Annotated in this window: 19 protein-coding genes; 13 read left to right on the top strand and 6 right to left on the bottom strand. The window is 70.0% G+C overall.

The genetic code is table 11. The features are described 5' to 3' along the window. Nucleotides 1–42 precede the first annotated feature (42 nt). Together ACFPOE_RS03425 and ACFPOE_RS03420 are read left to right on the top strand one after the other, a co-directional pair. Nucleotides 43–732 (top strand): response regulator transcription factor, encoded by a 690-nt coding sequence (locus tag ACFPOE_RS03425; RefSeq protein WP_376848589.1) that lies wholly within the window; start codon nt 43–45, stop codon nt 730–732. Then, nucleotides 729–2,147, top strand: a complete 1,419-nt coding sequence (locus ACFPOE_RS03420) for a sensor histidine kinase (RefSeq protein ID WP_376848588.1) — start codon at nt 729–731, stop codon at nt 2,145–2,147. Before ACFPOE_RS03425 ends, ACFPOE_RS03420 begins: the two co-directional genes overlap by 4 nt. Here the strand turns inward: ACFPOE_RS03420 and ACFPOE_RS03415 are convergent. Further along, nucleotides 2,129–3,232, bottom strand: a complete 1,104-nt coding sequence (locus ACFPOE_RS03415) for an alkene reductase (RefSeq protein ID WP_376848587.1) — start codon at nt 3,230–3,232, stop codon at nt 2,129–2,131. The two genes, ACFPOE_RS03420 and ACFPOE_RS03415, sit on opposite strands and share 19 nt — an antisense overlap. A gap of 104 nt (nt 3,233–3,336) precedes the next feature. Here ACFPOE_RS03415 and ACFPOE_RS03410 point away from each other — a divergent pair, with 104 nt between their 5' ends. Further along, nucleotides 3,337–4,569: a YbfB/YjiJ family MFS transporter gene (locus ACFPOE_RS03410; protein WP_376848586.1), complete on the top strand. Its 1,233-nt coding sequence runs from the start codon at nt 3,337–3,339 to the stop codon at nt 4,567–4,569. On the opposite strand, the gene gstA is transcribed toward ACFPOE_RS03410, so the two are convergent. Then, a complete protein-coding gene (gene gstA / locus ACFPOE_RS03405; RefSeq protein ID WP_376848585.1) occupies nt 4,562–5,170 on the bottom strand; it encodes a glutathione transferase GstA in 609 nt (202 codons plus the stop codon). The genes ACFPOE_RS03410 and gstA overlap by 8 nt on opposite strands. A 103-nt stretch (nt 5,171–5,273) precedes the next feature. Here gstA and ACFPOE_RS03400 point away from each other — a divergent pair, with 103 nt between their 5' ends. Further along, on the top strand, nt 5,274–6,551 hold the full coding sequence (locus tag ACFPOE_RS03400; RefSeq protein ID WP_376848584.1) for an AsmA family protein: 1,278 nt from the start codon (nt 5,274–5,276) through the stop codon (nt 6,549–6,551). Between the two features lie 108 nt (nt 6,552–6,659). Then, entirely contained in the window at nt 6,660–7,526 is an 867-nt protein-coding gene (locus ACFPOE_RS03395; RefSeq protein ID WP_376848583.1) for a transglutaminase-like domain-containing protein, read from the top strand. Here ACFPOE_RS03395 and ACFPOE_RS03390 read toward each other — a convergent pair. After that, the gene (locus ACFPOE_RS03390) at nt 7,523–8,278 is read right to left on the bottom strand and encodes a class II aldolase/adducin family protein (RefSeq protein WP_376848582.1); all 756 of its coding nucleotides are present in this window, start codon (nt 8,276–8,278) and stop codon (nt 7,523–7,525) included. The two genes, ACFPOE_RS03395 and ACFPOE_RS03390, sit on opposite strands and share 4 nt — an antisense overlap. Before the next feature lie 17 nt (nt 8,279–8,295). Then, the gene (locus tag ACFPOE_RS03385) at nt 8,296–9,255 is read right to left on the bottom strand and encodes an AraC-like ligand-binding domain-containing protein (RefSeq protein ID WP_376848581.1); all 960 of its coding nucleotides are present in this window, start codon (nt 9,253–9,255) and stop codon (nt 8,296–8,298) included. A 196-nt stretch (nt 9,256–9,451) separates the two neighbouring features. On the opposite strand from ACFPOE_RS03385, the gene ACFPOE_RS03380 reads away from it, so the two are divergent. From ACFPOE_RS03380 to ACFPOE_RS03355, 6 genes are all read left to right on the top strand, one after another. Then, nucleotides 9,452–10,648 carry an amino acid ABC transporter substrate-binding protein gene (locus ACFPOE_RS03380; protein ID WP_376848580.1) on the top strand — a complete coding sequence of 399 codons (1,197 nt, stop codon included), beginning with the start codon at nt 9,452–9,454 and terminating at the stop codon, nt 10,646–10,648. Nucleotides 10,649–10,735: 87 nt separating this feature from the next. Further along, nucleotides 10,736–11,611 carry a branched-chain amino acid ABC transporter permease gene (locus ACFPOE_RS03375; RefSeq protein ID WP_376848579.1) on the top strand — a complete coding sequence of 292 codons (876 nt, stop codon included), beginning with the start codon at nt 10,736–10,738 and terminating at the stop codon, nt 11,609–11,611. Continuing rightward, complete coding sequence (locus ACFPOE_RS03370; RefSeq protein ID WP_376848578.1) at nt 11,608–12,561, top strand: branched-chain amino acid ABC transporter permease; 954 nt, start codon at nt 11,608–11,610, stop codon at nt 12,559–12,561. The genes ACFPOE_RS03375 and ACFPOE_RS03370 overlap by 4 nt, the downstream gene beginning before the upstream one ends. Then, entirely contained in the window at nt 12,554–13,300 is a 747-nt protein-coding gene (locus tag ACFPOE_RS03365; protein WP_376848577.1) for an ABC transporter ATP-binding protein, read from the top strand. Before ACFPOE_RS03370 ends, ACFPOE_RS03365 begins: the two co-directional genes overlap by 8 nt. After that, nucleotides 13,297–14,022, top strand: a complete 726-nt coding sequence (locus ACFPOE_RS03360; RefSeq protein ID WP_376848576.1) for an ABC transporter ATP-binding protein — start codon at nt 13,297–13,299, stop codon at nt 14,020–14,022. Before ACFPOE_RS03365 ends, ACFPOE_RS03360 begins: the two co-directional genes overlap by 4 nt. Before the next feature lie 22 nt (nt 14,023–14,044). Continuing rightward, nucleotides 14,045–15,499: an aldehyde dehydrogenase gene (locus tag ACFPOE_RS03355; protein ID WP_376848575.1), complete on the top strand. Its 1,455-nt coding sequence runs from the start codon at nt 14,045–14,047 to the stop codon at nt 15,497–15,499. On the opposite strand, the gene ACFPOE_RS03350 is transcribed toward ACFPOE_RS03355, so the two are convergent. Both ACFPOE_RS03350 and ACFPOE_RS03345 read right to left on the bottom strand, forming a co-directional pair. Then, on the bottom strand, nt 15,487–15,771 hold the full coding sequence (locus tag ACFPOE_RS03350) for a YkgJ family cysteine cluster protein (protein ID WP_376848574.1): 285 nt from the start codon (nt 15,769–15,771) through the stop codon (nt 15,487–15,489). The genes ACFPOE_RS03355 and ACFPOE_RS03350 overlap by 13 nt on opposite strands. A gap of 23 nt (nt 15,772–15,794) precedes the next feature. Continuing rightward, nucleotides 15,795–16,373, bottom strand: a complete 579-nt coding sequence (locus tag ACFPOE_RS03345) for an NADPH-dependent FMN reductase (protein ID WP_376848573.1) — start codon at nt 16,371–16,373, stop codon at nt 15,795–15,797. A 141-nt stretch (nt 16,374–16,514) separates the two neighbouring features. Here ACFPOE_RS03345 and mnmG point away from each other — a divergent pair, with 141 nt between their 5' ends. Together mnmG and rsmG are read left to right on the top strand one after the other, a co-directional pair. After that, complete coding sequence (gene mnmG, locus ACFPOE_RS03340) at nt 16,515–18,467, top strand: tRNA uridine-5-carboxymethylaminomethyl(34) synthesis enzyme MnmG (RefSeq protein ID WP_376848572.1); 1,953 nt, start codon at nt 16,515–16,517, stop codon at nt 18,465–18,467. After that, on the top strand, nt 18,464–19,117 hold the full coding sequence (gene rsmG / locus ACFPOE_RS03335; protein ID WP_376848571.1) for a 16S rRNA (guanine(527)-N(7))-methyltransferase RsmG: 654 nt from the start codon (nt 18,464–18,466) through the stop codon (nt 19,115–19,117). Before mnmG ends, rsmG begins: the two co-directional genes overlap by 4 nt. Nucleotides 19,118–19,144 lie beyond the last annotated feature (27 nt).

Raw genomic sequence — 19,144 nt, 5'->3', positions numbered from 1 at the left:
CGTATGCTCGGCAGCTGTTCCACCCTGTGACGGCTTGAACTCATGCGAATCCTGCTGGTAGAAGACGACGAGGTGCTGCGGGCACTGATGCTGCGCAGCCTGCTCGATGCCGGCCACCGGATCGATGTGGCGACCACCATCGAGGAGGCCCGCCACTGGTGGCAGGTGCAACCCTACGACGCGGTGCTGCTGGACCTGAACCTGCCCCATTCCGCCAGCGAACGCAGCGGCATGGGCAACGGGCTGGCGGTGCTGCGCGAGGCCCGCGCGCGCGGCGACCGCACGCCGGTGCTGGTGCTGACGGCGCGCGACCGCACCGAAGAGCGCATCGCCGGCCTGGACGGCGGCGCCGACGATTACCTGGGCAAGCCCTTCGACCTGGCGGAAGTGGAGGCGCGGCTGCGGGCGCTGGTACGGCGCGCGCACGGCACCGACGACCGAGTGGACGTCGGCCAGCTGGCGCTGGACCGGCGCGCCCGCCGCTTCTTCCTGGCCGGCCAGCCCTGGGACCTGCCGGCACGCGAGTTCGAGGTGCTGTGGGAGCTGATGACGCCGCCCGGGCGGGTGGTGAGCAAGCGCGACCTGTCGGGCAAGCTGTCGGAGGCCGACGGGGCGCTGGGCGACAACGCGCTGGAAGCCTTCATCTCCCGCCTGCGCAAGAAGATGGGTGCCAGCGGCGTCGCGATCCGCACCCTGCGCGGCCTGGGCTACGTGCTCGAGGAAGAACAGTGAGCGCGGACAGCGCGACGCTGTCCAAGCCAACCCTGCAGGCGCGGCTGGCGCGCCGCGTGATGCTGCCGCTGGTGCTGACCTGGGCGGTCGGCACCGCAGTGGCCATGGCGGTGGCCAACAATTTCGCCGGCCAGGCCTTCGACCGCGCGCTGCTGGACGACGCCTATGCGCTGGCCGCCAGCATGCGGGCGTCGCCCGAAGGGGCGTCGCTGGTGCTGACGCCCGCCGAGCTGACGGCCCTGATGTTCGACCGCAGCGAATCCAACTACTTCGCGGTCTACACGCCGCAGGGCAGGCTGGTGGGCGCCCATGGCGACCTCTCGCTGCCCTTCCTGCCGGCCGGCGGCGGCCACCAGTTCGCCACTGTGTCGCTGTCGGGGCGCGAGCTGCGCACCGTGGCGCTGTACCGCGACCAGCCGGCCGAGTTCACCGTGGTGCTGGCCCAGACCACGGCCAGCCGCAGCCGCCTGTTGCGCCGCATGCTGGCCTATTCGGCGGTGCCGCAGGTGCTGCTGCTGCTGTTCCTGGCGTGGCAGCTGCGCCGGGTGATCCAGCGCGACCTGGAGCCGCTGGCGCAGCTGCAGCAGGCGGTCGACCAGCGCGACGCCAGCGACCTGACGCCGGTGCCCGAGGCGATCACGCGCGACGCCAGCACGGTGGACGTGGAGCGGCTGGGCACGGCGCTCAATTCGATGCTGTCGCGGCTGGCGCAGAGCATCGCGGCGCAGCGCGAGTTCGCCGGCAACGTGGCCCATGAACTGCGCACGCCGCTGGCCGGCATCCGGGCCCAGGCCGGCTATGCGCTGGCGCAGAACGACCCGGCGGTGTGGCGCGAACAGCTGCTGGGCATCGCGCAGGGCGAGCAGCGGGCCAGCCACCTGGTCAACCAGCTGCTGGCGCTGGCCCGCGCCGACGAAGGCGCGCCGACCCTGCCGCTGCAGCAGATCGACCTGAGCCAGCTGGTGCGGGCGGTGCTGCTGCGCTTCCTGCCCAAGGCCGACGCCAAGGGGGTGGACCTGGGCGGCGAGGGGCTGGAGCATCCGGTGCTGGTGCGCGGCGACGCCGCCCTGCTGGAAGGCATCCTGAACAACCTGCTGGACAACGCGCTGCGTTACGGCACCAGCGACCAGCCGCGGGTGACGGTGGCGATCGGCCAGGAGGGCGAGCAGGTGCTGCTCAGCGTCTCGGACAACGGCCCGGGGCTGGCGCCGCAGGACGCCGAGCAGCTCGGCCAGCGCTGGGCCCAGGGCCCGGCCGGCCAGAAGCTGGGCGAGGGCGCCGGCCTGGGGCTGGCGATCGTCGGCCGCTATGCCGAGCTGCTGGGCGCCAGCTTCACGCTCGAAGCCGCGCCCGGCGGCGGCCTGCGGGCAGTGCTGCGGCTGCCGGCGCCGCCGGCTCAGGCCAGCGTCGGGTAGTCGGTGTAGCCCTTGGCGCCGCCGCCATAGAAGGTGGCCTTGTCCGGCGCGTTCAGCGGCGCGTCCTGGCGCAGCCGCTGCACCAGGTCGGGATTGGCGATGTACGGACGGCCGAACGCGACCAGGTCGGCGCCGTCGTCCAGCGCCTGCTGCGCCAGCCTGGCGTCGTAGCCGTTGTTCACCATCCAGGCCGCCTTGCCGCCGGCGGTGCGGTAGGCCTGGCGCAGCGCCTTGTAGTCGAAGGGCCGGTCGGCGATCTCGCGCGGGCCGCCGGTGGCGCCCTCGATCACGTGGATGTAGGCCAGGTGCAGCGGTGCCAGTTCGCGCATCAGGTACTCGAACAAGGCCTGCGGGTTGTCGTCGCTCACGTCGTTGGCCGGCGTGACCGGCGAGATACGCAGCCCGGTGCGGCCGCCGCCCACCTCCTCGGCCACCGCGCGCACCACTTCCAGCAGCAGCCGGGCGCGGTTCTCGATCGAGCCGCCGTAATCGTCGGTGCGCTTGTTGGCGCCGGTCTTGAGGAACTGGTCCAGCAGGTAGCCGTTGGCGCCGTGGATCTCGACGCCGTCGAAACCGGCGGTGGTGACGGCATGGCGGGCCGCGTGGCGGAAGTCGTGCACGATGCCCGGCAGCTCGGAGGCGTCGAGCGCGCGCGGCTCGGAGGTCTCGGCGAAGCTGCCGACGCCGTCCTTGATCAGGTAGGTCTTGGTCTTGGCCGTGATGGCCGACGGCGCCACCGGCTTCTGGCCATCGGGCTGCAGGTCCACGTGCGAGACGCGGCCCACATGCCACAGCTGCACCACGATGCGGCCCTTGTGCGCATGCACGGCGTCGGTGACGCGCTTCCAGCCATCGAGCTGCTCGGTGCCGTACAGGCCGGGCACGTCGGCATAGCCCTGGCCCTGCGCGCTGATGGCGGTGGCCTCGGTGATCAGCAGGCCGGCGCTGGCGCGCTGCGCGTAATACTCGGCCATCAGCGGCGTCGGGATGGCGCCGGGCGCGCGGTTGCGGGTCAGCGGCGCCATGACGATGCGGTTGGGAAGGTGCAGGTCGCCGGCGCGGGCGTGGTCGAACAGGGTAGGCATGTGAAGCTTGCTTTTGTGTTTGTGTAGTCCACAGGGTAATGCGCCTGCAAAAGCCTTGCCGCGACGGGCCGCCGGTTTTTGTGCCATGGCCGACAATCGCAGCGATGAGCCAACCTCCGGTCCGGTCGCAAGCGCAGGTGCTGCTGCTGGCCGCCGTGCTGTCGCTGGCGACGGCGATTTCGCTGGGCATCACGCGCTTCGCCTACGCGCTGCTGCTGCCGCCGATGCGCGCCGACCTGCAGTGGTCGTACGCGCTGGCCGGTGCGATGAACACCGCCAATGCGGTGGGCTACCTCGTCGGTGCGCTGCTCACGCCGGCGCTGCTGCGGCGCCTGGGGCCGTCGGCGCTGCTGCTGTGGGGCGCTGCGCTGGCCAGCGTGTTCATGGGCCTGAGCGGTTTCTTCGCCGCCGCCGGTGCGCTGCTGCTGCAGCGGCTGCTGGCAGGGGTGGCCAGCGCCTTCGTGCTGGTCTCGGGCAGCCTGCTGGCGGTGCGGCTGGGCGCGCTGCATCCCGGCCGCGGCGGCCTGCTGATCGGCTTGTACTACGGCGGCACCGGCGTCGGCATCGTGCTGTCGGCGCTGCTGGTGCCGGCCCTGCTGGAGGTGGCGGCCGGCCACCCGCACGGCTGGGCGTGGTCTTGGTGGGGGCTGGCGCTGGCGTGCGCGGGTGCGACCGCGGCGCTGGCATGGCCGGCGCGCGTGCTCGGGGGGCGGGCGGCCCCCGCGTCCGCGACGGGCGACGGCATTGCCGCGGCGATCGCGTTCCGCTGGCGCGACTTCGCGCCCTCGCTGGCGGCGTATTGCCTGTTCGGCGTCGGCTACATCGGCTACATGACCTTCGTGATCGCGCTGCTGCGCGAGCAGGGCGTGGGCCCGGGCCGCTTGACGTTGTTCTATGCGTTGCTCGGCGTCGCCGTGCTGGCGTCCCCGCGCATCTGGGCCGGCCTGCTTGATCGCTTCGACGGCGGCCAGCCCTTGGCCATCCTCAGCGCGCTGCTGGGCGCCGCGATCCTGGTGCCGGCGCTGACGGCGCAATGGGCGGCGGTGCTGGCCTCGGGCCTGCTGTTCGGCGCGGTGTTCCTGTCGGTGGTGGCCTCGACCACGGCGCTGGTGCGGCACAACCTGGCGCCCTCGCAGTGGACCGCCGGCATCAGCGCCTTCACCATCATGTTTGCCGCCGGCCAGATCGTCGGACCGACGGTGGTGGGCTGGATCGCGGACGGCGCGGGCGGACTGGCGCGCGGCCTGCTGTTCTCCGCCGGCGCGCTCTGGCTGGGCGCGGCGATCGCCTGGCGCCAGCGGCCGCTGGCCGCCAGGCGCGCCGCCGTGCTTACTTGAGCAGGCCTTCGGCCTTCATCGCTTCCTGCACCGCCGGCCGGGCGGCAACCCGCTCGCGGTAGGCCGTCAGGTTGGGATAGGCGGCCAGGTCGATGTTCATCGGCTTGGCCCAGTTGGTGACGGTGAACAGGTAGCCGTCGGCGACGCTGAAGTTGTCGCCCATCAGGTACTGCTTGTCCTTGAGCTCGCCGTCGATCCACTGGAAGCGCTGCGCCAGCTTGTCGCGCTGCATCTTCTTGACCTCTTCGGGCATCGCGGGATTGAACAGCGGCGAGAACTGCTTGTGGACTTCGGTGCCGATGAAGGTCAGCCATTCCTGCAGCCGGTAGCGCGGCAGCGTGCCGTTGGCCGGCGCCAGGTTCTTGGTCGGCACCTGGTCGGCGATGTATTGCACGATGGCCGGGCCTTCGCGCAGGCGGGTGCCGTCGTCCAGTTCCAGCATCGGCACGTAACCGAGCGGGTTGATCGCATAGTAATCGGTTCCATCCTGCAGCTTGTGGCTCTTGGTGCTGGCCAGCACCGGTTCGAAGGCCAGGCCGGCCTCGCGCAGGGCGATGTGGGGCGACAGCGAGCAGGCGCCGGGAGAGTAATAGAGCTTCATGGGGTTTCCTTCGCGCGATGGGTGAAATGGAGGCGCCCGCAATGCTAGCCGGTGGCGCCGATTCCTGCTGCCGGCGGCGCCGGTCGATTGGCGACAATGGGGCATGTCGCGCTGGATCAGGATCGTCTCGCTGCTGTTCGGGCTGGCCGTGCTGCTGCTGCTGGCCGTGGTGCTGTCGCTGCAGTACTGGGTCGGCACCGGCGACTTCAGGGGCCGCATCGAACGCGAGGCGTCCCTCGCGCTGGGGCTGCCGGTGCGCCTGCGGGCGGTGGCGGTCGACATCTTTCCGCTGCCCTCGGTGGCGCTGGACGGGTTGTCGATCGGCAGCCAGCCGCCGGTGACGCTGGAGCGGATCGAGGCGCGGCCGGTGTGGGCGGCGCTGCTGCGCGGCCGGCTGCAGGTGGCGACGCTGGTGGTGCGCGACGCGGTGATTCCCGGGCGCGGGGTGGCGGCGGTCGCCGCGGCCATGATGAAGCGCGCCCCCGGCGCCGCTGCGCCCGGGCCGGCGGCCAGCGCGCCGGGGCAGCCGTGGTGGCCCAGGCGGGCGCGCTTCGACCGGCTCAGCTGGACGGACGCGCGCGGAAGCACCACCACGGTCGACGCGCAACTCTCGATGGACGAGGACGGCCTGCCGTCGACTGCGTCGGTGAAGGTGCTGCGTGGGCGCGTGGCGGGCGCGACGGCCGACCTCACGCGCAAGGGCACCGCGTGGCTGCTCAAGGCCGGCGTCGGCGGCGGCACGGTCGACGGCACGCTGGCGCTGCAGGCCGCCGGCGGCAGGCCGGCCGGCACGCTGCAGGGCAATTTCCGGATTGCAAACGTGGAACTGGCGGCGCTGACGGCGCCGAGCCGCACCCTCGCCGGGCGGCTCGACGGCAGCACCACGCTGCGCGCGCCCCTGCAGGACCTGGGCAGGCTGGGCGAGACGCTGCAGACCCAAAGCCAGTTCACGGTGCGCAACGCGGTGGTGCATGGCATCGACCTGCGCCAGGCCGTGCGCACCGTGGGCCTGAACCGCGGCGGCGACACGCCGCTGGACATGCTGGCCGGCCGGCTGGCGACGCAGGGTGGCGCGATGCAGCTCACGGAGCTGGTGGCCAGCGCCGGCAACCTGTCGGCGACCGGCCAGGTGGCGATGGCCACCGACAAGAGCCTGAGCGGAACCGTCGACGTCAGCCTGGCCGGCGCCGCGGCCGGCAACGCGCTCAGCGTGCCGCTGCAGGTCGGCGGCACGCTCGACAACCCCAGCGTGACCCTGAGCCGCGGCGCCTTGATCGGCGCAGCCATCGGCACCGCGGTGATGCCCGGCGTCGGCACCGGCGCCGGCGCCAAGCTCGGCGACCGGCTGGGCCGCAGCCTGCGCGGCCTGTTCGGCAAATAGGACGCTCCTCGGCCGTGGGGCTGGTCCTACAGCAGCCGGCGGCCGCTGCCGATGACCTGGGGCCGGCGGATTCCCTATGCTGTGGCATCGCTTTCCGAGATTGATCCAGTGCACCTGTCCACCGTCGAAACCGTTCTCGAGTACGAGATCCTCGCGCCCACGCATTTCTGCTTCAACATCGAGGCGGCCCACTGGCCCACCCAGAACATCGTGAGCGAGCGGCTCGCCGTCTCCTCCGGGGTGTCGGTGCACAGCTTCACCGACCCGGGCAGCGGCAACCGCTTCTTCCGCTTCGACGCCTCGCCCGGCCCGCTGCTGGTCGACTACAAGGCCGAGGTCGAGGTGTTCACCGAGCACATCGACGAGCATCTGGCGGAAACGCCGGTCAGCCAGGTGCCCGACCAGATCCTGCATTACCTGATGCCGACCCGCTACTGCGAATCGGACCTGCTGGGCGCCGAGGCGCAGAGCCTGTTCGGCAACGAGGCGCCCGGCATCTCGCGCATCCGCAGCCTGATCCGCTGGATCCACGACAACATCGACTACCGGCCGGGCAGCACCACCTCGACGACGACGGCGCAGGAAGTGTTCACCCAGCGCTCGGGCGTCTGCCGCGACTTTGCGCACCTGGGCATCACCTTCTGCCGCGCCCTGAACATCCCGGCCCGGCTGGTGGTGGGCTACGTGTGGTTCGACGAGCCGCCGCAGGATTTCCATGCGATCTTCGAAGCCTGGATCGGCGGCCGCTGGGTGCTGTTCGACCCGACCGGCATGGCGCCGGTCGACCGGGTGGTGCGCATCGGCACCGGCCGCGATGCCAAGGACGTGGCCTTCAGCACCATCTTCGGCAGCCTGCGCATGACGCGCAAGGAAGTGAACGTGCTGGAGCACGACCCGCGCGGGCGCGCGGCCAGCGGAGCGGAGGCGCTACAGCTGGCGGCCTGCGCCCCGGCGGCGCCGCTGGCGGCCGCCTAGTCCTTGTAGCTGTCGTCGACCCGGTCCAGCCGGCGCAGCAGCGACGGCCACACGAACGCCCCGCCCAGGCCGCCGGTCTGCACCTTCATCGCCTGCGCTACGCCCTGGACGATCAGCGGGTTGACCTCGACCAGCTCGCCGCCGGCCTGGGCGTCGATCTGGATGCGGCAGGCATTCTCGAAGGTGTACATCGACAGGAAGGCGTCGGCGATGCTCTTGCCGACGGTCAGCAGCCCGTGGTTGCGCAGCACCAGGAAGCTGGCGGTGCCGAGGTCGGCCTGCAGCCGCGGCTTCTCCTCGTCGCGGAAGGCCACGCCCTCGTAGTCGTGGTACGCCAGCGAGGCCAGGATGAAGGTGGACTGCTGCGAGATCGGCAGGATGCCGCGCTTTTGCGCGCTCACGGCGACGCCGGCGCGCGTGTGGGTGTGCAGCACGCAGGTGATGTCCTCGCGCGCCTCGTGCACCGCGCTGTGGATCACGAAGCCGGCCGGGTTCACCGGGAACGGCGAGTCGATGATCTTGTTGCATTGCTGGTCGACCTTCACCAGCGACGAAGCGGTGATCTCGTCGAACATCAGGCCGTAGGGATTGATCAGGAAGTGGTGCTCCGGCCCGGGGATGCGCGCCGTGATGTGGGTGAAGACGAGGTCGCTCCATCCGTACATCGCGACCAGCCGGTAGGCCGCCGCCAGGTCGACCCGCAGCTGCCATTCCTGCGCGCTGACCACATGCTTGAGGGATGCGATTTCCATGGCGACTCCTGGGGACGTTAGCGGGATGCCTGCGGGCGCAGGCGGAATTCGCTGGGGCTCATGCCGATGTGGTCGCGGAACACCCGGCTGAAGTGCGACAGGTTCGAAAAGCCCCAGGACAGCGCGATCTCGGTGATCGGGCGGCCACCGGGCGCGTGCTCGCGCAGGTCGCGCACGCAGGCCTCGAGCCGCTGGCGCTGGATGTAGCCGGCCAGCGTGACATCGTCGCCGGCGAAGGCATTGAACAGGTGGCGCTTGCTGCAATTGAGCGCCCGGGCGATGCTGTCGATCGACAGCTGCGGGTCGCGCAGGTGGCTCGCGACGTGGTCGCGGATCCGGTCCTTCAGCGCCTCGCGCTGGGTGACCGCCGTTTCCTGGCCGGACAGCTCCAGCAGCGACAGCCGCACCAGCTGCATGATCAGCTCGCCGGCGCCGCGGGCCGCCGCCTCGCTCATGTTGGGCAGTTCCTGGTAGGTGCTGCGCATGGTGTCCAGCGCGATCCGCGAGATGCCGTTGGCGCCGCCCACGTGGCGCGCCATCAGGTCGCCCAGGCGCACGCCGCGCTCGGCCATCTGGTCCTTGGGCAGCATCACGATCAGGTGCTCGGCGCGCTCCGGGTTGGCGATGGAATAGCTGCCGGTGGTGTCGTAGATCACCCAGCCGCCGTAGCGGGCGGTGGCCGTGCGCCCCTGCTGCTCCACCTGCGCGCTGCCGCGCCAGGGGGCGACGATCTTCAGGTAGCCGGCGCTGCTGCCGCGCGCCATCTGCGGGGTGCGCACGACGCGGTGGCGGTTGGCATCGAGCCGGGTGAGGATGACGTCGCCGGCGTGCGAGGCCGCCATCCGGCCGTCGAACTCGGTATCGCCGTACAGGTCGGAATCGAGGCCGCCGAAGTGGCGGTAGATCCATTCGCGCCACAGCCCGGCCCGCTCCGCAGGAGCGACGTCGTCGGTGCTCATCACCGTTGTCGCAGTCATCGTGTGTGGGGGGCTTTGCTGGCTGGGGATGAAGCATTATGGTTGTGGTAACCGGGACGGCCGCCGCTGGCTGCTCGGGGTAAACCCCAGCGGCCATGCACGCCCAGGCAAGCGGTTTGTGCGCCCTGAGCAAAGCCCGGGCCGCCGCTCCTGCTTACGATTCGATTCCAGCCCAGCCGGGCGACAAGGAGACATCATGGTTCAGCAGACACGACGCCAATTGATCAAGGGTGCAGCCGCCGCGGTGGGCGCAATGTCGGTGGCGCCCGGCCTGCTGGCGCAGGGCGCGCCGGTGCGCATCGGCTACGCCATCGCCCGCACCGGTCCCTGGACCGGCGGCGCCCAGGTCAGCCAGGAGCCCAACTACCTGCTGTGGACCGAACAGGTCAATGCGGCCGGCGGCCTGAGCGTGAAAGGCGGCGCCCGGCGCCGGATCGAGTTGATCAGCTCGGACGACCGCTCGGACATGGAAACCTGCGTGCGCTCGTACGAAAAGCTGATGGGCAGCGACAAGGTCGACCTGATCCTGCCGCCCTGGGGCAGCAACGCCAACTTCGGCATCGCGCCCCTGGCCAACAGGCACGGCTACCCCATGCTGGCGCCGACGGCGCTGTCGCGCAAGCTGATCGACATGAACCTGCCGTACTTCTTCTCGCTGCTGCAGCAGCCCGACCGGATGATGGGCGCGCTGGTGGACATGCTGGTGGCCAACAACGTCAAGAACGTCGCCATCGTCTACATGGACGACCTGTTCGGGCTGGAGAATTTCGCGGCACTCAACAACGCGCTCAAGAAGACCAGCATCCACGTGCTCGAGCGCAAGAGCTACCCGCTGGGCGTCAAGGACCTGTCGCCGGTGCTGCGCGACATGAAGGCGATGAACCCCGACGCCTTCATCGGCATCACCTATCCGCCCGACACCATCCTGGCCAGCAAGCAGTCCAAGGAAATCGGATTCAACCCGAAGTTCTTCTACGCCTCGGTGGGGACTGCATTCCAGCTGTACAAGGAGGTGATGACGCCGGCCGGCGCCGAGGGCGTGACCGGCATGGGCTCGTGGAACACCAAGACCAGCCCCGGCGCCAAGGCGTACTTCGAGGCGCACACCAAGAGATTCGGCAAGGAGCCGGACCGCTGGGCCAGCGGCCATTGCTGGGCCGGGCTGGAGATCATGCAGGCCGCGGTGGCCAAGGTCGGCCTGGACCGCAAGGCGATCCGCGATTACGTGGCCAACACCAACCACAAGACCATCGTCGGCGACATCAAGTTCACCGGCAGCGAAAACACCAGCACGCCCGGCACGGTGAGCCAGTGGCAGAAGGGCGAGTTCGAGGTGGTCTGGCCGCAGAGCGTCGCCACCGCCAAGCTCAACCCGTCCAAGCCGGCCTGGTAAGACATCGATTCCGTTCGGGCTGAGTCCTGTCGAAGCGGCGCGAGCGCTTCGACGGGCACGGTGCGAACGGATGGATTGCGTTGTCCCATGCCCCTGTTTTCCTGGCTTGAACTGATCGCCTCCGGTCTCATCACCGGCGGCATCTATGCGCTCGTCGCGCTCGGGCTGAACCTGCAATACGGCCTGATGCGGATCCTGAACATCGCGCACGGCGAGTTCCTGATGCTGGGCGCCTACCTGACCTGGATGGCGTCCACCACGCTGGGCGTGTCGCCGCTGGCGATGGTCCCGGTGTCGTTCCTGGTGATGATGGCGCTGGGGATCGTCATCCACCGCCTGTGCTTCCGCCGGCTGGCCGCCACCTCGCCCAACCTCGACGTGTTCGAGGCCCGCGGCCTGATGGTGGCGTTCGGCCTGATGTTCGTGGTGCAGAACTTCGCCTCCTGGGTCTGGGGTGGCGACCTGCGCGGCTACGACTACCTGGCGGCGCCGGTGTCGATCGGCGGGGCCCAGTTCGCCGGCAACAAGCTGCTGGTGTTCGGGCTGGCGCTGCTGTTCTCGGGCGCGCTGATCGTGCTGCTGCGCATCACGCTGCTGGGCAAGGGCGTGCGGGCGCTGATGCAGTCGCCGGTCGGCGCGCAGCTGGTGGGCATCGACACGGCGCGGCTGCATCCGCTGATGTTCGGCGTCGGCCTGGGCCTGTCGGGCATGGCCGGCGCGCTGCTGTCGATGGCCTACACCATCAGTCCGGCAATGGGAGAGCCTTACACCGTGACGGCGCTGATCGTCATCACGCTCGGCGGCTTCGGCAGCATGAGCGGCGCGCTGCTGGGCGGCCTGCTGCTCGGCGTGATCGAGGCGCTGGGCATGCACTTCACCAACCCGTCGCTGAAGGCGCTGCTGTCATACACCGTGTTCATCGCCGTGCTGTTGCTGCGCCCGCGCGGGCTGTTCTCCAAATGAGGCCGCCCTCGCTGCCCCGGCGCGACCTGCTGGTCCTCGCGGTGCTGGGCCTGGCGTCGCTGGCCGTGCCCTTCGTCGCCAGCGAATTCCTGATGTCGCTGGCCCTGAGCTGCCTGATGTACGCGGCGCTGTCCTCCAGCTGGGCGCTGTTTTGCGGCAGCACCCGCTACCTGTCGCTGGCGACCTCCGCCTTCTTCGGCCTGGGCGCCTACGCCAGCGCGCTGGTGCTGGGACAGCTGCCGTGGCTGGTTGCGATCGGCCTGGGCGCGCTGCTGGCGGCAGCGGTGGCGGCGGTGATGGGCGCGGCCGTGCTGCACTTGCGCGGCACCTATTTCGCGGTGCTGACCTTCGGCATGACGGAGTTGATCCACCACGCGGTCACCTATTTCGAAAAGCAGGTGACGGGCACCGTCGGCCGCGTGCTGACCACGGTGCCGGAGCCGAACACCGTGTACTTCACGATGCTGGGACTGGCAGTGGCGGCGGTGGCGGTGTCGATCGCGGTGCGCCGCAGCCGCTTCGGGCTGGCGCTGGCGGGCATCGGCGCCGACGAGCAGCGCGCCCAGACCCTGGGCGTCAACACGCGGCGGGTGAAGATCGTCGGCTTCACGCTGACGGCCGCATTTGCCGGCGCGGTGGGCGCGGCGATGGCGGTGCGCTGGACCTACATCGATCCGGTGACCGTGTTCAATCCCTTCATCGGTTTCCAGACCGTGCTGATCGCCCTGATCGGCGGCGCCGCGACGCTGTGGGGGCCGCTGATCGCCGCGGTGGTGTTCAGCCTGCTGGCCGAGACGCTGCGGCTGCAGCTGCCGCAGATCTACATGATGACGCTGGGTGTCCTGCTGATCCTGTGCGTGCTGTACCTGCCCGGCGGGCTGGCGTCGCTGCGCTGGGGCATGTGGAAGCGCCGTGTGCCGGCCCCGGGCGAGGAGGGCGGCCATGGCTGATGCGCTGCTGCAGGCGCGCGACCTCACGGTGCGGTTCGGCGGCCTCACGGCGGTGGACGCGGTGAACGCGTCGTTGCGCCCCGGCGAGCTGGTGGGCATCATCGGGCCGAACGGCGCCGGCAAGACCACCTTCTTCAACGCCATCTCCGGCGTGATCGCGCCGACCTCCGGCGCGCTGCTAGTGGACGGCCAGGACCTGGCCGGCCAGGGGCCGCACCGCTACGCCGCGCACGGCATCGCCCGGACCTTCCAGACCCCGCGCGTCTTTGCCGACATGACGGCAGCGGCCAACATCGATTTCGGCCTGCAGTTCGCCGGCCGGCTGCGCCCGGCGCCGGCGCTGCTGCCGGACGCGGACGCGATCCTGGCGCTGATCGGGCTGTCGCGGCAGGCCCTGTATCCGGCGGCTGCCATCACGCCGTCGCAACAGCGGCTGCTGGAGATCGGCATGGCGCTGGCGACACGGCCGCGCATCCTGCTGCTCGATGAAGTGGCGGCCGGCCTGACCGAAGCCGAGGTGGAGGCGATGGCGCGGCTGATCCGCCGCCTGCGCGACGAGATGGGGCTGGCGGTGGTGTGGATCGAGCACGCGGTCACCACGCTGCTGCGCCATGTGGAGCGCGTGATCGTGCTGCACCAGGGCCGCAAGATCGCCGACGGCACGCCGGCCGAGGTGGTTCGCAACGCCGAGGTGGTCGAGGCCTACCTGGGAGACGAAATGAACGAGGAGACGGCATGAGCCCGGCCCACCTCCGCGTCCAGGGCCTGGCCGCCGGCTATGGCGGCTTCCTGGTGCTGCGCGACCTCAGCCTGGAAGCGGCGCCGGGGCTGACGGTGATCCTGGGCCCGAACGGCGCCGGCAAGACCACGCTGCTCAAGGCGCTGGCCGGCCTGATTGCGCGCACCGGCGACGTGCTGCTCGACGGCGAGCCGCTGCCACCCCTCAATGCAAGCGCCGCAGTGCGCCGGGGCCTGAGCCTGGTGCCCGAGGGGCGCCAGCTCTTTGCGCAGATGACGGTCAGCGAGAACCTGGAGCTGGGCGGCTGGCTCAGTACCAAGGCCGAGCGCACCGAGCGCCTGCAACAGGCCTTTGCCGATTTTCCCAAGCTGCGCGAGCGGGCCCAGCAACTGGCCGGCACCATGAGCGGCGGCGAGCAGCAGATGGTGGCGGTGGCCCGCGCCATGATGAGCGCGCCGCGGCTGCTGCTGCTGGACGAACCCTCGCTCGGCCTGGCGCCCCGGATGGTCGACGAGCTCTTGGCGATCGCCCGCCGGATCGCCGACGCCGGCACCACCGTGCTGATGGTGGAGCAGAACGTGCGCAAGGCGCTGGCCGTGGCCGACCGCGGCTACGTGCTGGAGCGCGGCGCGCTGGTCGCCAGCGGCCCGGCCGCCGAGCTGGCGCGCTCTTCCGCCGTGCGTGAGGCCTATCTCGGCCCGCAGGCCGCGGCCAATCCCTGATGTCGTTCCACAAGGAGTTTCCATGTCCGACCTGTCCATGCTAATCAACGGCCTGAAGCTGCCGGCCGAGAACAACGCGACCTTCGAGCGCTGCAATCCGCTCGACGGCACCGTGGCGACGCGCGCCGCCGCGGCCTCGCCGGCCGATGCGGTGCGCGCCGTCGAGGCCGCCGCGCAGGCCTTCAAGACCTGGGGCGACAGCGGGCCGGGCGAGCGCCGCGCGCTGCTGCTCAAGGCCGCCGAGATGCTCGAAGCCAGGCTGCCGCAGTTCATCGAGGCGATGGCGGCCGAGACCGGCGCCACCGGCATGTGGGCCGGGTTCAACGTGATGCTGGCCGCCGGCATCGTGCGCGAGGCGGCGGCGCTCACGACCATGGTCAGCGGCGAGGTGATCCCTTCCGACGTGCCGGGCTCGCTGGCCATGGGGATCCGCCAGCCGGCCGGCGTGGTGCTGGGCATCGCGCCGTGGAACGCGCCCATCATCCTCGGCGTGCGCGCCATCGCCACGCCGCTGGCCTGCGGCAACACCGTGGTGTTCAAGAGCTCGGAGAACTGCCCGCGCACCCACCAGCTGATCGTCGAGGCCTTCGTCGACGCGGGCTTTCCGCCCGGCGTGGTCAACTCGATCAGCAACGCGCCCGCCGACGCCGGTGCGGTGGTGGAGGCCATGGTGGCCCACCCGGCGGTGCGGCGGGTTAACTTCACCGGCTCCACCCGGGTCGGCCGGATCATCGCTCAGACCTGCGCCAGGTACCTGAAGCCGGTGGTGCTGGAACTGGGCGGCAAGGCGCCGCTGGTGCTGCTGGACGACGCCGACATCGACGATGCGGTGAACGCCGCGGCCTTCGGCAGCTTCGCCAACAGCGGCCAGATCTGCATGTCGACCGAGCGCATCATCGTCGACCGCAAGATCGCCGACGAGTTCGTCCGCAAGTTCGCAGCCAAGGCCGGCGCGCTGCCGCTGGGCGACCCGCGCAAGCCCGAGCCGGTGGTGCTGGGCAGCGTGATCGGCATGGCGACCGTGCATCACTGCAACGCGCTGATCGAGGATGCGCTGGCGCAGGGCGCGACGCTGGTGTGCGGCGGCAAGGCCGGCAGCACGCTGATGCCCGCGACGGTGCTGGACCACGTGACGCCCAAGATGCGGATCTACCACGAGGAGACCTTCGGCCCGGTGAAGTGCGTGGTGCGGGTGAACGGCACGCAGGAGGCGATCGCCTGCGCCAACGACAACGAGTACGGCCTGGCGGCGGCGGTGTTCGGCCGCGACATCGCGCGGGCCTTCAACGTGGCGCGCAAGATCGAGTCGGGCATCTGCCACGTCAACGCGCCCACGGTGCACGACGAGGCGCAGATGCCCTTCGGCGGCGTCAAGGGCAGCGGCATGGGCCGCTTCGGCGGCAAGGCCGGCATCGCCGAGTTCACCGACCTGCGCTGGATCACCATCCAGACCACGCCGCGGCATTACCCGTTCTGAACCGACCCGCTCGGCCGGCCGGGCGAGGTGAGTATTTCGAGCCGCGCCAGGAACAGCATCGCGTGCTCGCGGTCCGGGCCGCACATCTCCTGCGACGGCATCAGCTGCGCGCAGACGGCGGGACGTTCGACGCGGCCGAAGATCCTGCAGCCGTGGTCCGCATCGAGCTGGATGCAGCGCACGCCGGCCGGCTTGCCGTGCGGCATGCCGGGAATGGCGGAGCTGATGGAGGGCGCGGTGCAGCAGGCGCCGCAGCCGGGACGGCAGTTCATGCTATTGAATTAGAAGCATCAAATCAAGTCTGCAAGCGGCCCGCGGCCCAGACGACCTGGTCGATGACGGCCTGGACATGGCGCCTGGCAGGCTCGTTGACCAGCGCGCCGTCGGCGTCGAAGGCATCGGCGGCGTGCGCCAGCGCGAAGTTCAGCGGCGCCAGCCAGCATTGCAGGTTCAGCAGCAGCGGCGCCAGGTGGCTTTGCGAGCGCAGTCCGCCCAGCGCGCCCGGCGAGGCGCTGAGCATGCCCACCACCTTGCCGCGGGTGGAGCGGAAGCCGTCGTTCCAGGTGGCGTGGCCCTGCACCGGGCTGGAGACCCAGTCCAGCGTGTTCTTCACCAGTGCCGGATAGCTGGCGTTGTATTCCGGCGTGCAGATGATCCAGGCCGGATGGGCGTGCATGATTTCCTTGAGCCGCAGCACGTCGGCCGGCGTGCCGCGGGCTTCCAGGTCGGCGTTGTACATCGGGATGTCGAAGTCGCCCAGCTCGAGGTGGGTGACCTCGGGGCCGCTGGCCGAGGCCATGGCGGCCGTGGCGCGGGCCAGCTGGCGGTTGAAGGATTTCAGCCGCGTGCTGCCGGCAAAGACGAGGAGTTTCATGGCCCGATTGCAGCACAAGGGCGCGCAATATTCCTGCGAAGGGGGAGCAGCCGCCGGGCCGGGCAGGAATTGGCACCCGCCGGTAAAATCATGTCCCTTTCCCTCCGGGGCGCCGGCCCCACCGCGCAGAGGCGCAACTCCATGCTGTATCCAGAAGAATTCGACGTGATCGTGGTCGGCGGCGGCCATGCCGGCACCGAGGCTGCGCTGGCGGCCGCGCGCATGGGCTGCAAGACACTGCTGCTGAGCCACAACATCGAGACGCTCGGCCAGATGAGCTGCAACCCCTCGATCGGCGGCATCGGCAAGGGCCACCTGGTCAAGGAGGTGGACGCGCTCGGCGGTGCCATGGCCATCGCCACCGACGAGGGCGGCATCCAGTTCCGGATCCTCAATTCCAGCAAGGGCCCGGCGGTGCGCGCCACCCGCGCGCAGGCCGACCGCATCCTGTACAAGGCGGCGATCCGCCGGCGGCTGGAAAACCAGCCCAATCTCACGCTGTTCCAGCAGGCGGTGGACGACCTGATGGTGGAGGGCGACCGGGTGGTCGGCGCAGTCACCCAGGTCGGGATCCGCTTCCGCTCACGCACGGTGGTGCTGACGGCCGGCACCTTCCTGGACGGCAAGATCCATGTCGGGCTGAACAACTACGCGGCCGGCCGGGCCGGCGACCCGCCGGCGATTTCCCTGTCGGCACGCCTGAAGGAACTGAAGCTGCCGCAGGCCCGCCTCAAGACCGGTACGCCGCCGCGGCTGGACGGCCGCACCATCGATTTCTCCAGGTGCGAAGAGCAGCCTGGCGACCTCGACCCAGTGCCCGTGTTCAGCTTCATGGGCAATGCCGCCATGCACCCGGCGCAGGTGCCGTGCTGGATCACCCACACCAACGAGCGAACCCACGAGATCATCCGCTCCGGCTTCGACCGCAGCCCGATGTTCACCGGCAAGATCGAGGGCGTCGGCCCGCGCTACTGCCCGAGCGTGGAGGACAAGGTCAACCGCTTCGCTGACAAGGACAGCCACCAGATCTTCCTGGAACCGGAAGGGCTGACCACCAACGAGATCTACCCCAACGGCATCTCCACCAGCCTGCCGTTCGACATCCAGTACCAGCTGGTGCGCTCGATGGCCGGGCTGGAGAACGCCCATATCCTGCGGCCCGGCTATGCGATCGAATACGATTACTTCGACCCGCGCTCGCTCAAGTCCAGCTTCGAGACCCGCTCGATCGGCGGCCTGTTCTTCGCCGGCCAGATCAACGGCACCACCGGTTATGAGGAGGCGGCGGCCCAGGGCCTGTTCGCCGGCGTCAACGCCGCGCTGCAATGCCAGGGCAAGTCGTCGTGGTTGCCCGGCCGGGACGAGGCTTACCTGGGCGTGCTGGTGGACGACCTGATCACCAAGGGCGTCACCGAGCCGTACCGGATGTTCACCAGCCGGGCCGAGTTCCGGCTGCAGCTGCGGGAGGACAACGCCGACATGCGGTTGACCGAGCAGGGGCGGACGCTGGGCCTGGTGGACGACGCCCGCTGGGAGTCCTTCAACCGCAAGCGCGACGCTGTTTCACGTGAAACAGAGCGGCTGAAGTCGACCTGGGTCAATCCGCGCAACCTGCCGGCGGCCGAATCGGAGCGGGTGCTGGGCAAGGCGATCGACCACGAGTACAGCCTCGGCGACCTGTTGCGCCGGCCCGATGTGAGGTACGCCGGCCTGATGTCGCTGGACGCGGGCCGGTATGCCAGCGCCGATGTTTCACGTGAAACCCTGGCCGAGCTGTGGCAGCCGGTGGTCGAACAGATCGAGATCGCCGCCAAGTATTCCGGCTACATCGACCGGCAGAAGGACGAAATCCTGCGTGCCGCCCAGTACGAGCACCTGAAGCTGCCGCTGGATTTCGACTACCTGGGCGTGCCGGCCCTGTCGTTCGAGGTGCGGCAGAAGCTGAACAAGCACAAGCCGGAAACCCTGGGGCTGGCCTCCCGGATTTCAGGCGTCACGCCGGCCGCCATTTCCCTGCTGCTGGTCCACCTGAAGAAAAGCCGGGCCAGGGGCTTCGCCGCAGCGGCGAAGTCCGAGGACGAAGCGGCGGCATGAGCCATCCGCTGGAGCCAGGCCTGCGGCAGGGCCTGTCCGCGCTCGGGCTGGCGCTGGACGACAGGCAGGTCGGCCAATTGCTGGCCTACCTCGACCTGCTGCAGAAGTGGAACAGGGTCTACAACCTGACCTCGGTTCGCAGCCCCGCCGAGATGTTGACCGTCCACCTGCTCGACAGCCTGTCGGTGGTCGCTCCGCTGCGCCGGCAGCTGGGCGAGCGCCCGGTCAGCCTGCTGGATGTCGGCTCCGGCGGCGGCCTGCCCGGTGTCGTGATCGCGGTCTGCTGCCCGCAGGTGCAGGTGGATTGCGTCGACACCGTCGCCAAGAAGGCTGCCTTTATCCAGCAGGTTGCCGCCACGCTGCAACTGCCGAACCTGCGCGGGCTGCACGCCCGGGTAGAAACCTTGCATGGCCCCTACGACGTCATCGCCTCGCGCGCCTTCGCGTCCTTGCCCGATTTCGTCAGCTGGTCCGATGGCGCCTTGGCGCAGCAGGGCGTCTGGATGGCGATGAAGGGCAAGCGGCCGGAACAGGAGCTGGAGCGATTGCCCAAGGCCATCGACGTGTTTCACGTGGAACAGCTCCAGGTTCCGGGCCTGGATGCCGAACGCTGCCTGATCTGGCTGCGCCGGGCCGCCGACGTAACGTAAACTCAGCCTTCAGAATTCGGCGTCCAG

The sequence above is a fragment of the Caenimonas terrae genome (genome assembly GCF_042655405.1).
Taxonomy (GTDB): Bacteria; Pseudomonadota; Gammaproteobacteria; order Burkholderiales; family Burkholderiaceae_C; genus Ramlibacter; species Ramlibacter terrae_A.
Note: the sequence above shows the minus strand (reverse complement) of the source record. Positions and strands in the feature narration are given on the sequence as shown.

Bases quoted from the DNA above. Each gene is read 5' to 3' on its own strand.
- ACFPOE_RS03425 (WP_376848589.1), top strand. From the start codon at position 43: ATGCGAATCCTGCTGGTAGAAGACGACGAGGTGCTGCGGGCACTGATG.
- ACFPOE_RS03415 (WP_376848587.1), bottom strand. From the start codon at position 3,232: ATGCCTACCCTGTTCGACCACGCCCGCGCCGGCGACCTGCACCTTCCC.
- ACFPOE_RS03410 (WP_376848586.1), top strand. From the start codon at position 3,337: ATGAGCCAACCTCCGGTCCGGTCGCAAGCGCAGGTGCTGCTGCTGGCC.
- gstA (WP_376848585.1), bottom strand. From the start codon at position 5,170: ATGAAGCTCTATTACTCTCCCGGCGCCTGCTCGCTGTCGCCCCACATC.
- ACFPOE_RS03400 (WP_376848584.1), top strand. From the start codon at position 5,274: ATGTCGCGCTGGATCAGGATCGTCTCGCTGCTGTTCGGGCTGGCCGTG.
- ACFPOE_RS03390 (WP_376848582.1), bottom strand. From the start codon at position 8,278: ATGGAAATCGCATCCCTCAAGCATGTGGTCAGCGCGCAGGAATGGCAG.
- ACFPOE_RS03385 (WP_376848581.1), bottom strand. From the start codon at position 9,255: ATGACTGCGACAACGGTGATGAGCACCGACGACGTCGCTCCTGCGGAG.
- ACFPOE_RS03380 (WP_376848580.1), top strand. From the start codon at position 9,452: ATGGTTCAGCAGACACGACGCCAATTGATCAAGGGTGCAGCCGCCGCG.
- ACFPOE_RS03375 (WP_376848579.1), top strand. From the start codon at position 10,736: ATGCCCCTGTTTTCCTGGCTTGAACTGATCGCCTCCGGTCTCATCACC.
- ACFPOE_RS03370 (WP_376848578.1), top strand. From the start codon at position 11,608: ATGAGGCCGCCCTCGCTGCCCCGGCGCGACCTGCTGGTCCTCGCGGTG.
- ACFPOE_RS03365 (WP_376848577.1), top strand. From the start codon at position 12,554: ATGGCTGATGCGCTGCTGCAGGCGCGCGACCTCACGGTGCGGTTCGGC.
- ACFPOE_RS03360 (WP_376848576.1), top strand. From the start codon at position 13,297: ATGAGCCCGGCCCACCTCCGCGTCCAGGGCCTGGCCGCCGGCTATGGC.
- ACFPOE_RS03355 (WP_376848575.1), top strand. From the start codon at position 14,045: ATGTCCGACCTGTCCATGCTAATCAACGGCCTGAAGCTGCCGGCCGAG.
- ACFPOE_RS03350 (WP_376848574.1), bottom strand. From the start codon at position 15,771: ATGAACTGCCGTCCCGGCTGCGGCGCCTGCTGCACCGCGCCCTCCATC.
- ACFPOE_RS03345 (WP_376848573.1), bottom strand. From the start codon at position 16,373: ATGAAACTCCTCGTCTTTGCCGGCAGCACGCGGCTGAAATCCTTCAAC.
- mnmG (WP_376848572.1), top strand. From the start codon at position 16,515: ATGCTGTATCCAGAAGAATTCGACGTGATCGTGGTCGGCGGCGGCCAT.
- rsmG (WP_376848571.1), top strand. From the start codon at position 18,464: ATGAGCCATCCGCTGGAGCCAGGCCTGCGGCAGGGCCTGTCCGCGCTC.